19 protein-coding genes and 2 tRNA genes are annotated in these 21,995 nt (G+C 63.8%); 9 read left to right on the top strand and 12 right to left on the bottom strand.

The annotated features are described in order from the left end of the window. Positions 1-112: 112 nt before the first annotated feature. Entirely contained in the window at positions 113-1,495 is a 1,383-nt protein-coding gene (locus tag AC4CS3_RS00490; protein WP_490781754.1) for an amino acid permease, read from the bottom strand. Between the two features lie 176 nt (positions 1,496-1,671). Here AC4CS3_RS00490 and AC4CS3_RS00485 point away from each other — a divergent pair, with 176 nt between their 5' ends. The 6 genes from AC4CS3_RS00485 (at position 1,672) to AC4CS3_RS00460 (ending at position 8,131) form a co-directional block, all read left to right on the top strand. Next, a complete protein-coding gene (locus AC4CS3_RS00485) occupies positions 1,672-2,151 on the top strand; it encodes an Lrp/AsnC family transcriptional regulator (RefSeq protein WP_345449901.1) in 480 nt (159 codons plus the stop codon). 101 nt (positions 2,152-2,252) lie between these two features. After that, positions 2,253-2,963, top strand: coding sequence for an NUDIX hydrolase (locus AC4CS3_RS00480; RefSeq protein ID WP_113990543.1), 711 nt, complete (start codon positions 2,253-2,255; stop codon positions 2,961-2,963). Then, the gene (nadA, locus tag AC4CS3_RS00475) at positions 2,960-4,267 is read left to right on the top strand and encodes a quinolinate synthase NadA (RefSeq protein WP_490781753.1); all 1,308 of its coding nucleotides are present in this window, start codon (positions 2,960-2,962) and stop codon (positions 4,265-4,267) included. The genes AC4CS3_RS00480 and nadA overlap by 4 nt, the downstream gene beginning before the upstream one ends. 37 nt (positions 4,268-4,304) lie before the next feature. Beyond that, on the top strand, positions 4,305-6,080 hold the full coding sequence (nadB, locus tag AC4CS3_RS00470; protein WP_490781752.1) for an L-aspartate oxidase: 1,776 nt from the start codon (positions 4,305-4,307) through the stop codon (positions 6,078-6,080). Beyond that, on the top strand, positions 6,073-6,969 hold the full coding sequence (nadC, locus tag AC4CS3_RS00465; RefSeq protein ID WP_490781751.1) for a carboxylating nicotinate-nucleotide diphosphorylase: 897 nt from the start codon (positions 6,073-6,075) through the stop codon (positions 6,967-6,969). Before nadB ends, nadC begins: the two co-directional genes overlap by 8 nt. A gap of 4 nt (positions 6,970-6,973) precedes the next feature. Continuing rightward, positions 6,974-8,131 (top strand): cysteine desulfurase family protein, encoded by a 1,158-nt coding sequence (locus AC4CS3_RS00460; protein WP_490781750.1) that lies wholly within the window; start codon positions 6,974-6,976, stop codon positions 8,129-8,131. 78 nt (positions 8,132-8,209) lie between these two features. Here the strand turns inward: AC4CS3_RS00460 and AC4CS3_RS00455 are convergent, their stop codons facing one another. Genes AC4CS3_RS00455 through AC4CS3_RS00445 form a run of 3 tightly spaced genes read right to left on the bottom strand, consistent with a single transcriptional unit; the run spans position 8,210 to position 10,278 of the window. After that, positions 8,210-8,701 carry a GtrA family protein gene (locus tag AC4CS3_RS00455; RefSeq protein ID WP_490781749.1) on the bottom strand — a complete coding sequence of 164 codons (492 nt, stop codon included), beginning with the start codon at positions 8,699-8,701 and terminating at the stop codon, positions 8,210-8,212. A 12-nt stretch (positions 8,702-8,713) separates the two neighbouring features. Beyond that, positions 8,714-9,568 carry a fumarylacetoacetate hydrolase family protein gene (locus tag AC4CS3_RS00450; protein WP_490781748.1) on the bottom strand — a complete coding sequence of 285 codons (855 nt, stop codon included), beginning with the start codon at positions 9,566-9,568 and terminating at the stop codon, positions 8,714-8,716. Between the two features lie 41 nt (positions 9,569-9,609). Then, positions 9,610-10,278, bottom strand: coding sequence for a DUF1684 domain-containing protein (locus AC4CS3_RS00445; protein ID WP_490781747.1), 669 nt, complete (start codon positions 10,276-10,278; stop codon positions 9,610-9,612). Between the two features lie 122 nt (positions 10,279-10,400). Between AC4CS3_RS00445 and AC4CS3_RS00440 the strand changes: the two genes are divergently transcribed. Continuing rightward, positions 10,401-11,210, top strand: a complete 810-nt coding sequence (locus tag AC4CS3_RS00440; RefSeq protein WP_490781746.1) for a hypothetical protein — start codon at positions 10,401-10,403, stop codon at positions 11,208-11,210. An 80-nt stretch (positions 11,211-11,290) separates the two neighbouring features. Next, positions 11,291-12,097, top strand: coding sequence for a transglutaminase-like domain-containing protein (locus AC4CS3_RS00435; RefSeq protein WP_490781745.1), 807 nt, complete (start codon positions 11,291-11,293; stop codon positions 12,095-12,097). Here AC4CS3_RS00435 and AC4CS3_RS00430 read toward each other — a convergent pair. The 7 genes from AC4CS3_RS00430 to bcp form a co-directional block, all read right to left on the bottom strand. Continuing rightward, on the bottom strand, positions 12,094-12,573 hold the full coding sequence (locus AC4CS3_RS00430; protein WP_490781744.1) for a MarR family winged helix-turn-helix transcriptional regulator: 480 nt from the start codon (positions 12,571-12,573) through the stop codon (positions 12,094-12,096). The genes AC4CS3_RS00435 and AC4CS3_RS00430 overlap by 4 nt on opposite strands. Then, positions 12,570-13,703 carry an LLM class flavin-dependent oxidoreductase gene (locus AC4CS3_RS00425; RefSeq protein WP_490781743.1) on the bottom strand — a complete coding sequence of 378 codons (1,134 nt, stop codon included), beginning with the start codon at positions 13,701-13,703 and terminating at the stop codon, positions 12,570-12,572. The genes AC4CS3_RS00430 and AC4CS3_RS00425 overlap by 4 nt, the downstream gene beginning before the upstream one ends. Positions 13,704-13,829: 126 nt before the next feature. Next, positions 13,830-17,054: an efflux RND transporter permease subunit gene (locus AC4CS3_RS00420; protein ID WP_490781742.1), complete on the bottom strand. Its 3,225-nt coding sequence runs from the start codon at positions 17,052-17,054 to the stop codon at positions 13,830-13,832. A 64-nt stretch (positions 17,055-17,118) separates the two neighbouring features. Further along, positions 17,119-18,624 carry a malate:quinone oxidoreductase gene (locus tag AC4CS3_RS00415; protein ID WP_490781741.1) on the bottom strand — a complete coding sequence of 502 codons (1,506 nt, stop codon included), beginning with the start codon at positions 18,622-18,624 and terminating at the stop codon, positions 17,119-17,121. Between the two features lie 79 nt (positions 18,625-18,703). Then, positions 18,704-20,371, bottom strand: a complete 1,668-nt coding sequence (locus AC4CS3_RS00410; RefSeq protein ID WP_490781740.1) for an ABC transporter substrate-binding protein — start codon at positions 20,369-20,371, stop codon at positions 18,704-18,706. 133 nt (positions 20,372-20,504) lie between these two features. Continuing rightward, a tRNA-Leu gene (locus AC4CS3_RS00405) sits at positions 20,505-20,586 on the bottom strand. Positions 20,587-20,703: 117 nt separating this feature from the next. After that, the gene (gene bcp, locus AC4CS3_RS00400; RefSeq protein WP_490781739.1) at positions 20,704-21,177 is read right to left on the bottom strand and encodes a thioredoxin-dependent thiol peroxidase; all 474 of its coding nucleotides are present in this window, start codon (positions 21,175-21,177) and stop codon (positions 20,704-20,706) included. A 109-nt stretch (positions 21,178-21,286) separates the two neighbouring features. On the opposite strand from bcp, the gene AC4CS3_RS00395 reads away from it, so the two are divergent. Further along, positions 21,287-21,775 carry a MarR family winged helix-turn-helix transcriptional regulator gene (locus tag AC4CS3_RS00395; RefSeq protein ID WP_437770708.1) on the top strand — a complete coding sequence of 163 codons (489 nt, stop codon included), beginning with the start codon at positions 21,287-21,289 and terminating at the stop codon, positions 21,773-21,775. A gap of 115 nt (positions 21,776-21,890) precedes the next feature. Here the strand turns inward: AC4CS3_RS00395 and AC4CS3_RS00390 are convergent. Further along, positions 21,891-21,966, bottom strand: a tRNA-Lys gene (locus tag AC4CS3_RS00390). Positions 21,967-21,995 lie beyond the last annotated feature (29 nt).

Genomic DNA, 21,995 nt, shown 5'->3' with positions numbered 1-21,995 from the left:
TTCCCGTGGGAACACATAGCAATTTGTGCAAGTTTCCCTCACCCAAGTAACTAGCAGTTGTTGTCGTTATGAGGGCCCAAAACGACAACAACTGCGAGCTAGTTGGGTTTGCTTAGGCGTTTCGTGCGGACTTGACCTTGGCGCCGATCCTGCAGGCCACGGCGATGCACGCGATCAACAGGAACGTGCCGATGAGCTGGCCCGCGCTCTCGGCATTCGAGAAGCCCACCACGAAGATCAGGGCGAGCAGCACCAGGCCGAATACCGTGAGGAAGGGGAATCCCTTCATGCGAAGCGGCAGCTCCGTTCCTTCGCGGTCGGCTCGGCGGCGCAGGATGAACTGGGACACGAGTGCCGTTCCCCAGACCACGAGGCAAGTGGAGCCTACGAGGTTGAGCAAGGCCGGGAGCACGTGGTCGGGGAAGAGCAGTTCCAGGATGGTGGCGATGAAGCCGAAGGCAACGGAAATCCCGACGGCGGCCATGGGCACCTGGGGGCCGCGCAGCCGCGACAAGAAGGCCGGTGCTTCGCCGCGCTCAGACAGGGAGAAGACCATGCGGGAGGCGCCGTAGAGGTTGGCGTTGAGCGCGGAAAGCAGCGCCACGACGGCAACCAGGGTGATGGCCGTGCCGGCTCCCGGGATGCCGGCAAGGTTCAGGACACCGGCGAACGGCGACTTCAAGCCGTCGGAGTCGGAGGGCAGCACTGCTGCAATGACGAAGACGGAACCGATGTAGAAAACCAGGATGCGCCACACCACCGTGCGGATTGCTTTGCCGACGCTGTGTGCGGGGTTCTGCGTCTCCGCGGCGGCCACGCTCACGATTTCGGTGCCGCCGAAGGCAAAAATGACGACGAAGAGCGCCGCTGCAATTCCAGACCAGCCGGACGGTGCAAAGTTGCCGGTCAGGTTTCCGAGGCCGGGGGAAGCCACTCCGGGCAACCAGCCGAACAGCAAGGCCGCCCCGATGACGAGGAAGGCGACAATGGCTGCAACCTTCAGGATGGCGAACCAGAATTCGAACTCACCGAAGTTCCGGACCCCGGCGAGGTTGATCGCGGTAAAGGCCACCATGAACACCAGGGCCAGCGCCCACACAGGGATGACCGGCCATACGGAGAACAGCAGCCCTGCTGCGCCGAGTGCCTCCGCGGCGATGACCACTACCAGCTGCAGCCACCACAACCAGCCGACCGTGGATCCCGCCGTCTTGCCCATGGCCTTTTCCGCGTAGACCGAGAAGGCGCCGCTGTTGGGGTTGGCGGCTGCCATCTCGCCGAGCGCCCACATCACCACGATGATCAGGGTGCCCGCCACAAGGTAGGAGATGAGTACTGCGGGGCCGGCCGCGTGGATTCCGGCACCCGATCCCAGGAAGAGTCCCGCTCCGATCGCGCTGCCCAGGCCCATCATGGTGAGCTGGCGCGGCTTCATCGAATGGCCGAGGCCTTGCGAAGGAATGGCGGGTCGAACAGCGGTGGACTTCGTTGTCATTCGTGTTTGCCTTCTTGTGGATGGTTTGTCAGCTGGTCCTCGTAGGACTTATCGAATTTACCGCTTCCGAGCGAAAGTGGCGAAAAACACTCGTGAGAGGATGGTTACAAGCTGGTGTGACATCTCGGCATCGAGTGCCGATTTGTATAGCTCCTGGGCGGAAGTGGGAAAAACTGATGGTTGTGGACGAGTTGGATGCCAAGATTGTCCGATTTTTCACCGACTCCCCCCGGGCCTCTGTTCTCGAGGCATCCAGGGTCTTGAAGGTCGCCCGCGCCACGGTCCAGTCGCGGCTGGACCGGATGGCCGAGCGCGGGGTCGTTGCTCCTTGGGTTCCGCAGCCCGATCCTGCAGGCTTCGGTTATCCCGTGGTCGCCTTTTGCTCCCTGACGATCAACCAGGACCTGGGGCACGATGCGGTCGTCGAAGCCCTCGCCGCGATCCCTGAACTCATTGAGGTCCACACCGTCTCCGGCAGTTCGGATCTCATGGTGCGCGTGGTGGGTAAGTCGAACTCGGACCTGCAACGTGTGCTGGACAAGCTCATCGGCACCAAGACCGTGCTTCGTTCGTCCTCGGTGATCGTGCTGAATACCCATTTCCAAGGCCGCACTTTGCCCCTCCTGGAAGCTGCGGCCAAGGAGAACGCGGGCTGAAACATTTGGATACTGTGCGCTGACAGTCGTACCATTAGTTCTAGTCATTTTGACTATAACTAACTTTCTCGTCCCTACGGCAAAGAAGCGGGGTGAATACCGTGTACGCCACCTCCGCCAATGTCGCAGAGCGCAGGCTCGCGCCGCCGTCGTTGGCCATATCAACGGTGATCTTCGCCCTCCGCCCGAGTGAAAGCTCCGGCCGCCCCACCCTGTGGTTGCCGCTCGTGCGCCGCATCCGCGAACCGTTCAAGGACATGTGGGCACTGCCCGGCGGCCCTCTGCAGCACGACGAATCCCTCCAGGATGCCGCATCCCGGAACCTCCGCGAGACCACGGGGCTGGCTCCCCAATACCTCGAGCAGCTCTACGCCTTCGGCGGCTTGCACCGCTCGCCTGCGCAGCGGGTCGTCTCGATTGTCTACTGGGCGTTGGTGCAGCCCACGGAAGCCGCCTTGGCCGATGAATCCGAGAACGTCCGTTGGTTCCGGGCAGACCGGCTCGCGGAATTGGCCTTCGACCACAACGCGATTGTGGACTACGCCTTGTGGCGGCTGCGCAACAAGATGGCCTACGGGTCCATCGCCTATCACTTGCTGGGAGAATTCTTCACCCTGGCACAGGTCCGCGAAGTCTACGAGGCTGTCCTGGACCGTCAGCTGGATCCGGCGAACTTCCGCCGGCAAATCAAGGGAACACCGGAAATCGAGGAAACCGGTGAATACCTCCAGGGCGGAAAACACCGCCCGCCCCGCCTCTACCGCTTCACCGGGACGCCCGGACTCGGGCCAGACAACAGGAGTACACCATGAGCAGCGTCAACACAGCTATCCAGCTGATCACGCGGGAAGAAGCCGAAAGCGGCCGTTCCGCGGCCGGCTCAACGTGCAGTCCCGCTCTGGCCAAGGGCCCCTGGGAGTATGACCTCGCTGAAGCCCTCGCCGGCATACCGGCCTACGGTCCCGGAGCGTCCAGCTCCGACGACGCTCCTAAGGCGACGCCCCGCCAAGGCCAGTTGCCCGAAGAGTACAAGTTGGCCAGCGACGCCGAGCTCGACGCCCGGATCCGCGCCGCCAAGGAGACGCTGGGGGACCGGGCCGTCATCCTGGGCCACTTCTACCAGCGCGACGAGGTTGTCCAGTACGCGGACTTCGTGGGTGACTCCTTCCAGCTCGCCAACGCTGCCCTGACCAAGCCCGACGCCGAGGCCATCATCTTTTGCGGCGTGCACTTCATGGCCGAGACTGCCGACATCCTGTCCAGCGAGGACCAGGCCGTGATCCTGCCGAACCTGGCCGCCGGCTGTTCCATGGCGGACATGGCGGACGAGGACTCGGTGGAGGAATGCTGGGAACAGCTCGAAGAGCTCTTCGGGACCGCCCCCGATTCCGAAGGCCGTGCCCCGGTCATCCCGGTGACCTACATGAATTCCTCGGCGGCACTGAAGGCCTTCTGCGGACGCAATGGCGGCATCGTCTGCACGTCCTCCAACGCCAAGACGGTGCTCGAATGGGCCTTCGAGCGTGGCCAGCGGGTTCTCTTCTTCCCTGACCAGCACCTGGGCCGCAACACAGCCAAGGCCCTCGGTGTGCCGCTGGAGCAGATGCCCATGTGGAACCCCCGCAAGGAACTCGGCGGAAACGACGAACAGACCCTGCTGGATTCCCGCGTCATCCTCTGGCACGGTTTCTGCTCCGTGCACAAGCGCTTCAACGTGGGCCAGATCGAGAAGGCGCGCGCCGAATTCCCCGGCGTGAACGTCATCGTGCACCCCGAGTGCCCCATGGAAGTTGTTGACGCGGCGGACGGCGCGGGTTCCACCGACTTCATCAAGAAGGCCATCGCCGCCGCAACCGAGCCCACCACTTTCGCGATCGGCACCGAGATCAACATGGTGAACCGCTTGGCCGCCGAGAACCCTCGGCACACCATCTTCTGCCTCGACCCGGTGATCTGCCCTTGCTCCACGATGTACCGCATCCATCCCGGCTACCTCGCCTGGGTGCTCGAGGAACTGGTGGAAGGCCGCGTGGTTAACCGCATCACGGTGGACGACTCGATCAAGGACAACGCCAAGATCGCCCTCGAACGCATGCTCGCAGCACGGCCGCTCTAGGCCACACCCTGTACCAACCAGTCGAATCGAGCCTCACATGACTGCAGAACGCATTCCCGGTGCTCCGGCGCGGCGGCGGCTCGTCGTCGTCGGAAGCGGTATCGCAGGCCTCTACTCCGCGTTGCTGGCCGCCGATGCCGGTGCGGACGTCTTCCTGCTCAGCAAAGGCGCGCTGGCGGACAGCAACACCTTCTTCGCCCAGGGCGGGATTTCGGCAGTGCTGGACGAGCCCGCCCCCGGGGATACCGTCGCCGCGCACATCGCGGACACCCTCAAGGCCGGCGCGGGCCACTGCAATGAGGAGGCCGCGCGGGTACTGTGCACCGAAGCGCGGCTCGACATCATGGGGCTCGAGCGTTTCGGTGTCCGATTCGACGCGGACGACGACGGCGATCCCGCCTTGGGTCTCGAAGCCGCCCACTCCGCGCCGAGGATCCTGCACACCGGCGGAGACGCCACCGGTGCCGGGGTCGCCAACGCACTCATCCTGTCGGTCCTCGACGCGCAGGACGCCGGGAAGATCCAGGTGGTGGGACATGCCCAGGCGACGTCCCTGATCCAGTCCGAAGGGCGCGTGACAGGCGTCGAATTCCTGCGCAACGGCCGCCTCGAGAGCGTATTCGGCGATGCCGTGCTGCTGGCCACCGGCGGGGCGGGGCAGCTGTTTGCCCAGACCACCAATCCCTCGGTGGCAACGGCAGACGGACTCGCGCTCGCATGGCGGGCAGGCGCCGAGCTCGCAGACCTGGAGTTCTTCCAATTCCACCCCACGAGCATGGTCCTCCCTGCTGCCTCAGGACCAGCTCCCCTCGGCGCCGATCCGCTCCTCATTTCCGAAGCGGTCCGCGGCGAAGGCGCCATCCTGGTGGACGCGAATGGCCAGCGATTCATGCCGAGCTACCACCCGGACGCCGAACTGGCGCCGCGCGACGTCGTCTCCCGCAGCATCGCCCTCCACCTGGCTTCGCTTGGTGATCCGAATGGCCACGTCTTCCTTGACGCCCGGGTCGTGGAAGCGAACAAGGGGGACGGCTTCCTTGAGAAGCGCTTCCCCACGCTTAGCGCCCGGACCCGCGAAGCCGGCATCGACTGGACCATCGAACCCGTTCCGGTTGCCCCTGCCGCCCACTACTGGATGGGTGGCGTAGTTACCGATCTGTTCGGCCGTACTTCCGTTCCCGGGTTGCTTGCCGCCGGTGAAGTTGCTTGCACCGGGGTCCAAGGCGCGAACCGTTTGGCCAGCAACTCCTTGCTCGAAGGGCTTGTGTTCGGGCGGCGGGCTGTCGAGGCTTTCGTTGCTGACTCCACCGCCGGGTCACCTTTGGCGTCGCCTGACGGCATCCCTCTGCGTGCTAACTCGGCCGCGGGCGGCCTCGCTTTTACGCACGCTGCCGGGACACCGTCAGACGAAAGCCGTCTCACCGCGTGGCAGCCTGAGCTGGTCACCGAGCCGGCCGGGGCCCTCGCGTGGCAGCCCGAGCTGGTCCCCGAGCCCTTCAGCCGGACCGCGCTTCGGCGGCTTATGACTGCCAAGGCGGGGGTGCTTCGGACCGGGGGGTTGCTGCGGGAGGCTGCTGAGTCGCTCGACGCTTGGGCCGACGTCGTGCTTCCTGAGAATGCGCAGGATTCTGCGGATCCGTGCGTGCACGAGGATGCTAATTTGCTCCTTGCCGCGCAGTTGTTGGTGCAGGCTGCGGGGGCGCGGCGGGGGTCCCTCGGGGCGCATTATCGGAGTGACGCCGTCGAAACCCATCGCGAAGAAATTGTTCAGAGATACACGATCCGCCGGAAAGCGAGCCTCGTCAATGACTAGCCTGACCCTCCCCGCAGCACCCGTCCGGGACATTTTGGAGCGGGCTTTCGCGGAGGACGCGCCGAGCGGCGACATCACCTCGCAGTTGCTCATTCCCGCGGAAGCCCGGGCCACCGCCGTGCTTAATGCCCGGGTTCCGGGGGTCTTCAGCGGCGGCACGGTGTTCCGCGACGCCATGCTGCTCGTCGACCCGGACACCGAAGTGGAGCTGCTGCTCACGGACGGTGAAGCGTTCGACGCCGGAACCCACCTCGCGCGGGTCAGCGGCCGCGCCCGCTCGGTGCTGCTCGCCGAACGCGTCGGGCTCAACCTTGCCCAGCGCATGAGCGCCATTGCCACCAAGACCGCCGAGTTCGTCAAGCTGGTCGACGGCACCAAAGCCCGTATTACAGACACGAGGAAGACAACCCCCGGGCTGCGGGTATTGGAACGCTACGCCGTACGCTGCGGCGGGGGAGCCAACCACCGCTATAGTCTGTCCGATGCCGTTCTGGCCAAGGACAACCACCTGGCCGTGATGACCGGTGGGGACTCCGCCAAGCTCACCGCACTGCTCAAGGCCGCCAAAGCCCAGCTGGGCCACACCACGCACTTCGAAGTGGAAGTGGACAATGCCGAGCAGATCGAACCTGTGCTGGCTGCCGGTGTCGACACGATCATGCTGGACAACTTTTCCCTTGAGGAGCTCCGCGCCGGTGTGAAGCAGGTGGCTGGCCGCGCCGTCGTCGAGGCGAGCGGCAACGTCAACATCAACACCGTGGCGGACATCGCCGCCGCGGGGGTCGATGTCATTTCCATCGGTGGACTCACGCACAGCGTCAACGCGCTGGACCTGGGCCTGGATGTGACACTCGACGTGACACCGGACCCTTCCCTGGGTCTCGGCTGAGGCCATGATCTTCCTCGACGCCGCGGCGACGACACCCGTCCGCAGGGAAGTCCTCGAAGCGATGTGGCCGTATCTGACGGGCGAGTTCGGCAATCCCTCAAGCCATCACAGCCTCGGCGAAGCTGCTGCGAACGCGTTGTCGGGTGCACGGGCGGCGGTTGCGAAAGCCTTGGGTTGCCGGCCCGGCGAGATCACCTTCACATCCGGCGGCACCGAGGCGGACAACCTGGCAGTCAAAGGAATCGCCCTCGCGAGACGTGCGGCGGACCCTGCCCTGAACCGAGTTGTCATCAGCGCCATCGAGCACCCCGCCGTCGAAGAATCCGCGCTCTATCTGCAACGCGTCCATGGGTTCGAGGTGGACGTGGTCCCCGTGGACCGGCACGGCGTGGTGACGGCCGAGGCGCTCCGGGCTGTGCTGGGTCCGGAGACAGCCCTCGTCAGCATCATGTATGCGAACAACGAGATCGGGACGGTGCAGCCCGTGCTCCAACTCGCGGAGGTGGCTGCGGAACATGGCGTGCCGTTCCATACGGACGCCGTCCAGGCCGCGGGCTGGCTAGCCATAAGCGTCAAGGAACTCGGAGTAGACGCCCTGAGTATCTCGGGCCACAAGCTTGGCGCGCCGAAGGGCAGCGGCGTGCTCTACGCCAAGGGAAGGCTGCGCCTTGAACCGCTGGTCCATGGCGGCGGCCAGGAGCGCGGGAGGCGCTCCGGGACCGAAAACGTTGCGGGTGCGGTTGCGCTAGCCACGGCACTGACTCTTGCCCATGCAGCGCAGTCGGAACTGGCCGGGCGTGTCTCGGAATTGCGGGATGCCTTCATCCGCGCTGTCCTTGACGCCGTGCCCGGTGCTGTGCTGACCGGCCACCCGTCGCAGCGCTTGCCGTCGGTCGCGTCCTTCTGCTTCCCTGGCACGAGCGGGGAGTCGGTCTTGCTTGAGCTTGAGCGGCTTGGCGTGGTGTGCTCGAGCGGATCGGCCTGCGCCGCTGGATCCGACGCTCCCTCGCCGGTCCTGCTGGCCTTGGGAATCGAGCCCGAGGTGGCCCACACTGCGGTCCGTTTCAGCTTCGACTCCACGGTGACGTCAGCGGAACTGGAGCAAGCCGCGGAAGCCGTGGCTGCCGCCGTCGGGAGCGTTCAGGGGCTCGGTCGCCGCTGACCGTCCCGAGCCCAACTGGCTCGCATTTAATGTCGTTTTGAGCCCTCAAAACGACATTAAATGCGAGCCAGTTGGGAATCAAACGTGGCGGGCCCGGCGGAAAATCCAGTGCCGCAGCATCGTGAACCGCACCGCCGTCGCGACGAATCCGGACAGCGTTGTGGTCCAGAGGTCCTCCTCGAGGGTGGCCTCGGGCCGGAACGCGTGCAGCACGCCCAGGCTCCCGCCGGTGATGACCAGTGCCACGGCGATCACGATCAGCCCGTTGAGGTGGTCCCGGGCTCTCTTCCGGTTGCCGCTGATCTTGAAGGTCAGCCGCCGGTTCAGGGCCGTGTTCATGAGCGAGGTGATGATCAGTGCTGCGGCGTTGGCAGGTTGGGGTCCTATCCACGGCCGGAACAGAGCATACAGCGCCAGCGAGGTGACGGTGCAGATGATACCGACGCCGGTGAAACGGATGAGTTGCCTGACAACCGGATAGCGCAGCACGCCTTTGCGGCGCTTGCTTGTATTTGGCCTGGAAGGGGACGTCTGCCGCGTCTCAATTGCCGGCACGGCAGGAGGCTCCATGGCTCAAGCCTGTCATATCAAGCTGGGAAATTTCTCCCAAGATGCTGCGATGACGGGGTTGCTGAGCTCTCCAATGCCCTCAACCCGGCAGGTCACAAGGTCTCCGGGCTCGATCCTGGCGCACTCGGCCGGGAAGCCTGTGAGGACCAGGTCTCCGGGGTGCAAGGTCATGAACGAAGTGAGGTAGACAAGGATCTCGTCCACTTTCCATCCGAGGTCGGCCGTGCTGGCCGTCCGCAATTCCTTGCCGTTGTGCACGATACCGATTGAAAGGTCGCCCTCAGCGAGGTCGGTGACGATCCACGGTCCCGCAGGAGTGAAGGTGTCCTGGCTTTTCGCGCTGATCCATAGTTCGTCGGTCTTTTGCAGGTCCCGCGCCGAGACGTCGTTGCCGATCGTGAAACCGAGGATCGCGTCGCGCGCATTGTCGAGCGTGAGCCCGCGGACCTTTCGCCCGACGACGACGGTCAGTTCCGCTTCGGGGTCCACGTAACCGACATCCGAGGCCAGTTCGATGGCGTCGCCCGGTCCGATGACACTTGTGGCGGCTTTGTGGAACGCCTGCGCGGGCAGATCCCGGCCCGGCTGCCCGGTGTTGTGCGCCATGCCGAACACGTTGGCGGGCACAGACGGCGCAAGGAACGTGAACGCTTCCTCGGAAACCTCGGTGCCCCTAACCCACCCGGGTCGCCCGGCACTGCTGCTGTTTGCCGACGAGCCGGGGAACGGGCTGTCCACTACAGTCCAGTTCCGGCCTTGTGCGGAGGCGAAGTCGGCGGCGTCGTTCGCAACGAAGAAGTGTTCGTCCGGCGAGGCGGGGGAGAGCGGGCGGACCCGGGCGATCCGGTGAGCACGTGTGGAAGTCATGAAGACATCCTACGTCCTTGCCCCTATTGAGACGGAACGGTTTAGACGGGCAGGTAGAGTTCCCCCACGGGGATGTCCGCGGCCAGGCGATTCGCCGGACCGGCCAGGGGGCAGGCCCAGGCCTCGTTGTATGCGCAGGACGGGTTGTAGGCGAAATTGAAGTCGAGCACGAACTCTTGTTGCCCGGATCCGCGAAGGCCGTGGAAGGCTCCCTTGATGGTGTCCAGCAAATAGCGGCCGGCGCCGTAGCTTCCTCCGCGTTTGCCGGCCGTGGCGTCGCGGAAGGGCACGAAGATGCCGCCGCCGTAGCTGCGCAGGCGCCACACGGCCAGCGAGCCGAGCTCGTCGAGGTCGAAGGTGCCGAGGCGGACAAACGGCACCACGCCGTCGGTTCCGGTCTGGACGTTCATCTCCTGGCCCGCGCCTTCCGGAGAAAGGGAAGCGTAACGGCGAAACCGGGAATCGTAGTCCGCAGTGCGCAGGCCCGAGAAAGATCGCTTGCTGGCGGGAGTCAGTGCCGAGGCCGGGTGGGTTCCGAACATGCGGTCCCGTTCCTGGCGCCAGTAGACATGGGCTTGGAAGGGGTCGTCCATCGCGATCTTACGCACGTCGTCATACAAGGCAAACGTCCGCAAACGCCAGTCCGCGATGTCCACCGCGGAGATGTCCGCCACATTGTTTTCGTCCTCATCAAGCTGATCGGGGGCCATGCGTCCAGCCTAGCCCTACGATGCGGGCCGAAGCGGCGCCGCAAGTGCATCGGTTGGGTTTCACGTGCGAAACGCCGATCGAGACAGGCAGGCGGTGGCTCGGCGCCGCTAGGCTGGTGCGCATGAGAGCAAAGCGGATCCCGTTGAAGTTTTCAGTCGCCGTCCTCGGTGCCCTCATCGTGGTCGCCACGGCTGGCTGTAGTTCCGAGGGCAAGGGCGGACCTGTATGGACGGCCGGGTCCAACAGTGCGGCACCAGGGAGCGCGACGCCGTCGGGCTCGGGTACGGCACCGCCGTCGGGCAGTTCCACTGGGAGCCCCTCTGCCGGCAGTACCGCGACGGCGGGGGCGACCGCCTCGGCGTGGAAGACATACTCGGATCCGGCCAAGAAGGTCAGCTTTGATCTTCCGAGTGACTGGATTGCGCAATCGGTGACGCCCGACGCCGGTTCCATGCCGGGCGCACTGAAGATCGAGGTCAAAGACGCCAAGGGCGGCTATCTTGCGACCCTGCACACGGGACTGCCCTCGGCGAGTCCGGCAGACTGCAATCCGGCCGCCAAGCGCCCCTACACGGTGGTCAGCAGCGTGCCCATAGACCTGCCCCATGCCGACGGTGATTCCATGATCCCCCCGCACGTGGTGTTCCGGGTCATCCAAGGCTACAAATTCTTCGGTTCATACGGAATCACCAACTTGGTGGCCGGCACTGATGGCCAGGCCTGCCAGTTGCGGAACCTTGTGGTGGGACCCGCCGGAAAGGGCAACTACTACTTCGGGGACATGCAAGCCGTGCATGCCTTCGCCACGGACGAGGTTGTTGCTCCCGCGAAGTCCTTTGACACCTTGGACCAAGCGGCCAAGTACGTTGACCAGAGTTCGGAATTCGCCAACGTCCAGCGGATGCTATTGTCTCTGAAGGTCAATCTGTAGAACCACGATTGACAGACGCACTCGTCGGCGCCAACTCTGCATATTTAATGGGTTGTCCAGCCGCAACACTCCGGAGATCCATGGAACGCAACGTTGCTGCCCAGCTCGTTTTCAAGACCGTAGCCAACACCAAGGTGGCCATGGCAATAGCCGTGGCCAGCAATCCTGGCTATGAATCATTGACCGAAGAGCTGTCAGTCACGGTGGAAGGCGAAGCTGTTCCGCTCACCGAGCTGACGGACCATCACGGTGGACGTTTCCAGTACATGGAGTTCGACGAACCCAGCGAGGTAACTGTTGATTACCGCGCCTCGGTGGAGGGCTTGGGTGTCCCCGATGAGTCCTCCCGGATGGAGCTCATCCGTTATGTCCGGCCCAGCCGCTATGCCGAGTCCGATCGGCTTCTTCCGACGTCGTACGCCGAGTTCGGCGGGCTGCACGGCGAGGAGCTGTTGCAGGCAGTCCGGAACTGGGTCCACAACGAGCTCCGTTACGTCAGTGGTTCCTCGCGGGGGACGGACGGCGCAGTGGAAACGCTCCTGCACCGCAAAGGTGTTTGCCGGGACTTCGCCCACCTTGCCATTGCCCTCCTGCGCTCCAAGGACATCCCCGCCCGTCTCGCCGCGGTGTATGCTCCCGGGTTGAGCCCCATGGACTTCCATGCCGTGGCTGAGGCCCACATCGACGGAACCTGGTACGTGATCGATCCCACCGGCCTGGCTCCGCGCGAATCCATGCTGCGCATCACGGCCGGACGCGATTCCTCGGACACCGCGTTCCTGTCCACGGTGGGCGGCAGCTTGTCCTTGAAGAGCCTGAAGGTCACCGCGATAGTGGCCGACGAGCTGCCGGATGAGGATCCGGCAAAGCTCGTCGTCCTCCGCTAGCCTTCGCGCGGTTGCTTGTGTGCGACGAACGCTTGCAGCTTTTCCGTCAGGCGAAGCAGCTCACGCTGCTCTTCGGCTGTCAGGGCCGGGGTCACTAGTTCAGCGATGTCGCGGATGTGCTCGCGGCCGATCTCTTTCTGAAGTTCCTGCCCGGCCGCGGTAAGCCCCAGCAGGATCCCGCGCCCGTCGTCGGGGGCGATGCTGCGCTCCACGAGACCGCGCTTCTCCAACCTGTCAACCAGCCGGCTCAGGCTGGATTGGCTGAGCAGGACGTGATCGTTGATCTCGTTCAGCCGCAGCTTGCCCGTGGGGCAACGGGAAAGAGTGAACAGGACGTCGTACTCCCGGATGGGCAGCTTCTTGAATGCCTGCCCGGCCTGGAGGCGGCGCATCACCGCCACCTGGGAGCGGAACAAGGACTCCCAGGTTTCGGCGGCGAGGCGCACGGCGGACGAGGTGGGTGCCGCGGTGGTCACGGGGTCCGCCCTATGCCGCCACTGACAGCATCGGCTGCGTCGTCCTTGGCCGAGGCGATGACGGATGCTGCCACCCGGGATCCATGGGTGGGTGCGTCAGGCACGTGGGCCGGCTTGCGGTCCTCGAATTCCTTGCGCAGGACCGGCAGGACTTCTTCGCCGAAGAGGTCCAGCTGCTCCAGGACGGTCTTGAGCGGCAGGCCCGCGTGGTCCACAAGGAACAGTTGGCGCTGGTAGTCGCCGAAGTACTCGCGGAAAGTCAGGGTCTTTTCGATGACTTCCTGCGGACTGCCAACGGTCAGGGGCGTCTGGGACGTGAAGTCCTCGAGCGAGGGTCCGTGGCCGTACACCGGTGCATTGTCGAAGTAGGGGCGGAATTCCTTCACGGCGTCCTGGGAGTTCTTGCGCATGAAGAACTGCCCGCCGAGTCCCACGATGGCCTGGTCAGCGTTGCCGTGCCCGTAGTGCTCGTAGCGTTCGCGGTACAGTCCGATCAGCTGCTGGTAGTGCTCTTTGGGCCAGAAGATGTTGTTGGCGAAGAAGCCGTCGCCGTAGTACGCGGCGAGTTCCGCGATCTGCGGGCTGCGGATGGAGCCGTGCCAGACGAAGGGCGCGACGCCGTCAAGCGGGCGGGGCGTGGAGGTGAAGTTCTGCAGCGGCGTGCGGTACTTGCCGCTCCAATTGACGGTGTCCTCATCCCAGAGCCGGCGGAGCAGGGAATAGTTCTCCACCGCGAGTTCGATCCCGTCCTGGATGTTCTTGCCGAACCAGGGGTAGACGGGGGCGGTGTTGCCGCGGCCCATGATGAGGTCCACGCGGCCATCCGCGAGGTGCTGGAGCATCGCGAAGTCTTCGGCGATCTTGACGGGATCGTTCGTGGTGATGAGCGTCGTTGACGTTGACAGCGTGATGCGCTCAGTCTGTGCTGCGATGTAGGCCAGTGTGGTGGTGGGTGACGATGAGAAGAAGGGGCGGTTGTGGTGCTCGCCGATCGCATAGACGTCCATGCCGATCTCTTCGACCTTCTTTGCGATCGCCACGGCGGCCTTGATGCGTTCGTTCTCCGTGGGGGTGTGGCCCGTGGTGGGGTCAGTGGTGATGTCGCTGACGCTGAATACGCCGATCTCCATGATGTGCCTTTCTGCCTGCCCGATTGGTGTGCGGGCTCTGCCAACAGTCTATCCCAAAATAGATGCATTTGCATGTATCACTGCCTGCAACAGGGTACGGCATCATTTTGTTCCCGGTGTATCGCCCTACTCGGCGGGGCTGGAGGCAGACCGGCGGCCGGTGACTTTCGGGATCATTCCGGTGGTCCAGTCCGCGTGCTCGCCCTCGCCGTGTCCGGCGATACCATCCTTCGCGACGTCGGGGCGTTGCATGAGTGCCTTGAGCAGCGACTTCTTCTCCCGCCGGCCTTCGACCAGTTTGTAGAGCACGGGCACAAGGACGAGCGTCAAAGCTGTGGACGAAACAAGGCCGCCGATGACCACAATCGCGAGGGGCCGGGAAATGAACCCGCCGCCTCCCGTGAGGCCCAAAGCCATGGGCGTCAGGGCGAATACGGTAGCAAGCGCCGTCATGAGGATAGGACGTAGCCGCTGCCTGGCGCCGTGCGTGATGGCATCCGCCACACTCATTCCGGGGCTGCCATCGTGTGGTTTGCGGTACTGGTTGATGAGGTCGATCAGGACGATCGCATTGGTCACGACAATTCCCACCAACATCAGCATGCCGATCAGGGAAGGTAGTCCGAGAGGAACGCCCGTGACCAGGAGCAAAGCGATGGCGCCGGTCGCCGCAAAAGGCACGGAGACCAACAGGATGAGGGGTTGGATGAGGGACTTGAACGCGGCCACCATGATGACATAGACAATGGCGACAGCGGCTAGTAGCGCGAGGCCGAGCTGGCGGAACGAGTCCGCCTGCTGCGTCGTGGCGCCGCCGATCGTGGCGGTAACGCCCGCAGGCAGCTGCACCGAGGCCAGCCGGTCGCCGACTGCCGTGCTGACGGCGCCAAGGTTGGAGCCCGACGGCGTGACGGTCACCTTCGCGCTCCGCTGGCCGTTGCTGCTGGTGATGGAGACCGGAGTGTCCACCTGGTCTACGGACGCGATGCTCGACAGCGGAACGGGCCCCGCCGGCGTCGGGAGATTGATGGCCCTGACATCGGCGATACTGCTGAAGTGCGTGCCTTCGCCGATCTGTACCGGGAAGTCCGTGGTGTCGATACGGACAGTGCCTGCGGGGACGGGACTGACGGTGGACGCCAGGACGCCGGCAACTTGTTCTTCGTTCAGCCCGGCGGCGACGGCCTTGGCACGATCAACCTTCACCTGCACCACCGACTGGCTGGCATCCAGGTTTGTGGCTACCTCGGCACTCCCGGGCACGCCGTCCATGGCCTTGGCCACCGCGTCGCTTGCCGTCTTGAGATCCGCCGAGTTGGCAGCATTGATGGTGATGTCGACGCTCGAGGACGTGCCCAGGCCGCCTTGCTGCGCACCAACAGTGACCTTCCCGGGAGCCGAGGCGCTGGCGAGGCGGGACCGGACCGTGTCCTGCAGTTTCTGCTGGTCAGCCTTATCGTCCGTCACCACCGTGAAAGTCGAGTTGGAAGCGCCACTTGAGGTGAGGGCGGCGAATCCCGTTTGGGCGTTGCCCGACGTGACCTGCACGTCCTTGATTCCGTCGATCCCGCGGAGGACCGATTCCACCTGCGCGGCGGCGGCGCCGGTCTGCTCCAGGCTGGTGCCGGCAGGAAGGACCTGGCGCACGGTCATGCTGTTCTGGCCGGAGTTGCCGAGCAGGTCCGTGGCGAGCAGAGGGGACATGGCAGCTGTTCCACCCAATACCAGGACCGCGGCGACGATCGTCATGACCGGGTGCTTCTGGGTCTTGGACAGGATGGGCAGATAGCCGCGCTGCAGTCGGCTGCGTTGCTCTGCCTCGTGCGCCTTGGTTCGGGCATCCTCCGCGGCACGGACGTCCTCTGTAGCCGAGGCCTGCGACGGCGACTTGAGGAACCAGTACGCCAGCACCGGAACGATGGTGAGGGACACGAGCAACGAGGACAACAGGGCGATGGTCACCGTCAGGGCGAAGGGCCGGAACAGTTCGCCCGCCAGGTTGCCCACAAAGGCGATCGGCAGGAAGACGGCAACCGTGGTGAGGGTGGACGCCGTGATGGCCCCGGCAACTTCCCGGATCGAATTGAGGATGGCCGCGAGCTTGTGCTCGCCGTAGCTGAGGTGCCGTTTGATGTTCTCGATCACCACGATCGAGTCGTCCACAACGCGGCCAATTGCGATGGTCAGTGCGCCAAGCGTGAGGATGTTGAGCGAGTAGTGGGTCGCCGATATGCCGATGAACGTGATCAGGAGCGACAGCGGAATGGATACCGCCGTCACGAGCGTGGAGCGTACGGACATCAGGAACGCGAGGATGATTGCCACCGCGAAGCCAAGTCCAAGAAGGCCTTCCGTGGTGAGGTCCTTGATGGATTTCTCGATGTACGGGGCCTGGTCGAACACTGGCGTGAAGTGCGCATTGGACCCGAGTTCAGCTTCCATCTGGGGAATGGAATCCTTGACAGCGTGCGAAATGGCGACGGTATCGCCGTCGGGCTTCTTCGTGATGGACAGGGCCAGCGTCGGCTTCCCGTTAGTCCGGGTAATCGAGGTTGCGGCGTCGTCCTTGATGCTCACGTCGGCAACCGCGCCGATCGTGGTTCCGGCCTTCGCCCCGGTGAGCGGCAAGCCCTTGATGACGTCGAGCGAGTCCACCGGGCTGCCGATCTGCAGGGAGAGCGTCTTGCCTTGGTCCTCGATGGTTCCGGCGGGGACCAGTGTCCCGTTGTTCTTGAGGGCATTCGTGAGCGACTGAACCGTGGCGCCGTTCGCGGCCATGACCTGGGTATTCGGCTGGATCAGGATGTGCTGGGTGGCCCCGCCCGTCACGTCGGCACTCCGGACCCCGTCCAGTTTCTGGAGCCGGGGGACGCTCAAGCGCTGCAGGTCCGTGTTCAGCTCGCTGAGGGACTTGTCCGAAGAAACCGCCAGGTACACGATCGGGAAGTCGCTGATGCTGCCGGCAAAAGACCGGGGCTCGACGTCGGCCGGCAGCACACGCTTGGCGTTGGAGATGGCGCGATCGATCTGGTTGCGTGCGCGGTCCAGGTTTGAACCGTAGGTGAACACCATGGAGATCTGCGAAACACCGTTCCGCGACGTCGACGTGGTCGATTCCAGGCCCTCGACGCTGTTCAGTGCCGCTTCGAGCGGACGGCTCAGTTGCTTGTCGACAACTTCCGGGGACGCGCCCGGCATCGCCGTGATCACCGAGATCTGCGGGAACTCGATCGAGGGGATGAGCTCCTGCTTGAGGGAAGACATGGTGATCACGCCGAACACCGCCGCGAAGACGGTGATCAGCGCAATCAATGCCCTGTTCGCCAGTGAAAGGTTTGCCAGACGGAACATTGCACTGTCTCCTGGGATCTACGGTCTGTTTCTTGTCTCGAACCGGCCGCAGCCCGGACGGTTGCTAGTGCTGAACGGCGTCGGCAGGCTCAAGCTGGAGCGAACGGGCAGTGCTCGATTCCAGCTCGGCGGCAAGGTCCGGATTGTCGTTCAATTTGACGCCGTAGCCTGGCATCATTTCCTTGAGCTTGGACTGCCAGCCCTTGAAGTTCTTCGGGAAGGACCGCTGGAGCATCTCGATCATGATCGGGACAGCGGTTGAGGCTCCGGGGGAGGCGCCGAGCAGTGCCCCGATGGAGCCGTCACGAGCGGTGATGACTTCGGTGCCGAACTGCAGCACGCCGCCCTTCTTGGAGTCCTTCTTGATGATCTGCACCCGCTGGCCCGCGGTGATGAGCTCCCAATTGCCGCCGTCGGCCTGGGGGTAGTACTCGCGGAGGGACTCCACCTTGGCGTCGTGGCGCTTGGCGACTTCCTTGATGAGGTACGCAGTCAGGTCCATGTTGTCCTTGGCCACGGCCAGCATCGGGATGATGTTGCCGGGGCGGATGGACAGCGGCAGGTCAAGGTAGCTGCTCGTCTTGAGGAAGTTGGTGGAGAAGCCGGCGTACGGGCCGAAAAGCAGGGAACGCTTGCCGCCAACGTAGCGGGTATCCAGGTGCGGCACGGACATGGGCGGGGCACCCACGGAGGCCTGGCCGTATACCTTGGCGCTGTGCTGGCCGGCAATGGCCTCGTCGGTGCAGCGGAAGAACTGCCCGGAAACCGGGAAACCGCCGTAGCCTTTGCTTTCCGGGATGCCTGATGCCTGGAGCAAGTGGAGCGCTCCGCCGCCGGCGCCGACAAAGACGAACTTGGCGTGGATCTGGCCGTGTTCGCCGGAAGCGGGGTGCTTGAGCGAAAGGTCCCAGCCGCCGTCGGAGGCTTTGCTCACATTGGTGACGTCGTGGCCATAGTTGACTTCAACGCCGTTGGCAGCGAGGTAGCCGGTCAGTTCGCGGGTCAAGGCGCCGAAGTCGACGTCGGTGCCTTCCGCCGCGCGGGTGGCGGCAACGCGCTGCTTGGCGTCGCGGCCCCTGACGATGAGCGGAGCCCACTTGGCGATCTGTGCCTGGTCTTCCGTGTATTCCATGCTGCGGAAGAGCGTGTTGGGCTTGAGTGCCTCGTAGCGGGTCTTGAGGAAGTCTGCGTGCTTGTCGCCGATGACGAAGCTCATATGCGGGACGGTGTTGATGAAGCCCTTGGGGGAGCCGATCAACTTGTTGTCCACGAGGTGGGACCAGAACTGCCGGGAGAGCTGGAATTGCTCGTTGATGTGGAGGGCCTTGGACGGGTCAACGGAGCCGTCCTTCGCTGCAGGTGAGTAATTAAGCTCACACAGCGCTGCGTGCCCGGTTCCCGCGTTGTTCCACGGTCCGGAGCTTTCCAGGCCGGCTTCGTCGAGTCGCTCAAAGAGGGAGATGGTCCAGCTGGGTTCGAGTTGCTTGATGAACGCACCCAGGGTTGCGCTCATGATCCCGCCCCCAATAAGGACGACGTCAGCGTGGTGTGTCTTGGAAATGAAGGTCACGATCAATCTCCGATAGCGGCGGCACTGGCTGTCACAGAATATCCCCGCGTGGGCGCATAACTGAAATTGCGGCGGGACGTCAAGACTTCAGGCGAACGTTTGTAAAAACTTCGTTTAAGACAGGCGACGCCGGGTACTTCTCGACGCGGTCGGAAAGGGCCAACGCCGAGATGGGGAAGGCGATGGGTACCGCAGGGACGGTGGCAGCGATCTGGGCATTGATGGTCTGATACTGGGAGTTGCGGTCAGCGCCGTCGGGGAGTCCCCGGGCCCGGTCGATCTTTGAGAACACCTGTGGATCGCTGTAGCCGAACTCGCCGTTGTTTTCGCCGAAGAGCGTGCCCACGAAGTTGTCCGGGTCCGAGTAGGCGCCATTCCAGCCGAGCAAATGGAGCGCATGGTCACCGGGGGACTGGACCTTCTGGAGGTAGCCGTCGTCCCAGTTCACGGGTACCGGCTTGATGTTCAGCCCGATGGCGGTGAGCTCCGCACTGATCTCCGCGTAGATCTTCTCCGGAGTGGGAAGGTAGGCGCGCGTGACATTGAGCGGGTAGTAGAACTTGAGTTCCTCGCCTTTGTAGCCGGACTTCGCGAGCAGTTGCTTGGCTTTGTCCGGGTCGTATCCCAGGGACGGTGCGTTGTTGTTGAAGCCGCTCAGCTTGGGGGGAACGAACTGGGTCGCCGGCGAGGTGTTGTCGATGAAGAACTTGTGGATGAGGGTGTCTTTGTCGATGGCCATCTCGATTGCCTGGCGCACGCCAAGGTTCTGGAGGGGCGCCACGGATTCGTTCATCCCCAGGTACATCACGGAGAACGGATCCCGTTGGACGATTTGCATGCCCTTCTTGACCAATTGGTCGAAGGTGCCGGCGGTGACAAGGTCATATCCGTCGATGGTTCCTGCGAGCAACGCCGAGAGCCGGGCCTGCGGATAGTCAAACGGAATGAAGTTGACCGTGGCTATCTCTCCGCGGTCGCCCCAGTAGCCCTTGTAGCTGTTGAGCGTGATGCGGTTCTGGGTCCATGACGAGAAAACGTAAGGGCCCGTGCCCACGGGGTGGGAGGCGTAGGCCGATGCCGGCTGACCGGACAGTTTCTTGTCCAGGACGTCGGCCTTGCCGTCTGTCATCGCTTTCGGGGACGACATCGCGAACGCCGGCAGCGTCAAGGCCTGAAGGAAGCCCGTGAAGGGCTTGGCCAGATTGATTTGGACGTGGTCGGGAGAGACAACCTTGCAGTTCTTGAAGAGCGAAAGGGAAGGTTCGTCCGAGAAGGATTTGAAGACGCTCTTGAATGCGATGCCCGGTGCCTGCTGACGCACGGCCGCCGGGAAGTTGAACCAACGGTTGAAATTGCTGCAGACGGCCGCGGCGTCAAAGACGGTTCCATCGTGGAAGGTGACCTTTGACCGCAACTTGAAGTCGTAGCTAAGTCCGTCATTCCCTTGCGACCAAGAGGTGGCCAGCAGGGGAGTTGGCTGGCCGGTGGACGCGTCGACCCCTACGAGGCCTTCCATCACTTGCCGGGTGACGCGATACGACTCGGAGTCGTTCGTCACGGCGGGATCGAGCCCAAGCGGCATCGACGGGGTGCCAAAGTTGAAGGTCTTGCTCGGCTCTGCCGAGGTGCCGCCCGCGGCAGATGTCGACGGTGCCGGTCCGGGACTTACCGTGCACGAGGTCAAGGCCACGGCCAGAAGGCCTGCGCCGATTTGTAGCGTGACTCGGCGAAGCTTGCTGCTTACCACTCTTGTCCCCTCAAGGCAGTTGGACGGGCTGAGGCCCGCGGCAGCCGGACCGCGGTCCAGTCTAGTTCAGGGCCCTGAGTCCCGGCTGGAAACCGGAAGTGCCCCGGCCAAGGACCGGGGCACTTCCTGAATGTGCGCAAGGGGGGACTTGAACCCCCACGCCCGAAGGCACAGGAACCTAAATCCTGCGTGTCTGCCAATTTCACCACTCGCGCTGGTGTTGGTATCCGGAGCGGCATCCAGGGATGCCCGCTCGGGTCATATACCGGCCTCCATTGTACCCGCGGTTTCGCGCCACCCATTCCAGCCGCGCCTATGCGGCGATGCGGTGGCTACTTGTCGAGTTTGAGGTCCCTGCGGAGTTTGGCGACATGGCCGGTGGCCCGCACGTTGTACTGGGCCACGGCCACCTTGCCGTCGGGGTCCACCACGATCGTTGAGCGGATCAGCCCTTGGTAGGTGCGCCCGTAGTTCTTCTTTTCGCCCCAAGCCGCGTAGGCCTCAGCCACATGATGCCCTTCGTCGGACAGCAGGGGGAAGGTTAGTGATTCTTCGGCCACAAACTTTTCCAGGTCCTTCACCGTGTCCGGAGAGATGCCAAGGACCTCGTAACCGGCAGCCTGAAGGGTTGCGAGCGAATCGCGGAAGTCGCAGGCTTGCTTGGCACATGCCGGCGTGGAAGCCGCGGGGTAGAAATAAATAACGGTATTGCGGCCGCGGTACGAGGCCAGGCTGACCTCGCGACCAGTGTGATCCTTGAGGGTGAAGTCCGGGGCAGTGCCGCCTGGAATGAGTCGTTCGGCCATTTGTGCTCCTTGCTAGCGTTCGCGATCACTTAGCTTAGTGACGGGCTGGCCGCTTCACGAATTGAACGTCGGTCCTGATCTGCGCGCAGCGGTCTATATACTGGCCCTTATGCCTGATATGGAACGGTGGCCCACCGGGCGCCTGCTCTCCACGGCCGCGCGACTCGTGGAGCATGCCTGGAACGAGAAACTACGCGGTATGGACCTGACCCATGCCGGGGTCATTGTCATGGAAGTACTTGCCGTCAACGGACCGACCACGCAGTCGACGCTCGCACAGATCGTCCGGGTTCAGGCTCAGACAATGGGGAAGACGCTCACCCGGCTGGAGGCCCACGGCCACGTCAGCCGTGCGCGCAGCGTGTCCGACCGCCGGAGCCAAGTGGTCAGTTTGACCGAGGCGGGGGAGCACACCCTCGGGCTCGCCACGCAATTGGAACGCGAAGTGCTTGCACCTGTGCCCGTGGACACTGCCAAACTGCGGCGGGAGCTCCAGTCGCTGGTACGCGAACTGGCGAACAATCATTCCTCGGCAGTCGTAAACGACATTGTGGCCGCAGCGGATTCAGGCGCGGCGCCGGGCGAAGCCTCCAACTAAGCTTCTGGGGCCCGGTCCGGTGAAGCTGGTCCGGTAAAGTCCGGCTCGCGGCGGAGCCGGCGGAAAAGCAAAAAGATCCCTGGACGGCCATTCAGCCATCCAGGGATCTTCCCTTTGGTGCACCCCCCGGGACTTGAACCCGGAACCCATTGATTAAGAGTCAATTGCTCTGCCAATTGAGCTAGAGGTGCAATTGTTTGTTGCTCGCAACGCAAAGAAA

It is taken from the genome of Arthrobacter sp. SE2 (assembly GCF_058244265.1).
Note: the sequence above shows the minus strand (reverse complement) of the source record. Positions and strands in the feature narration are given on the sequence as shown.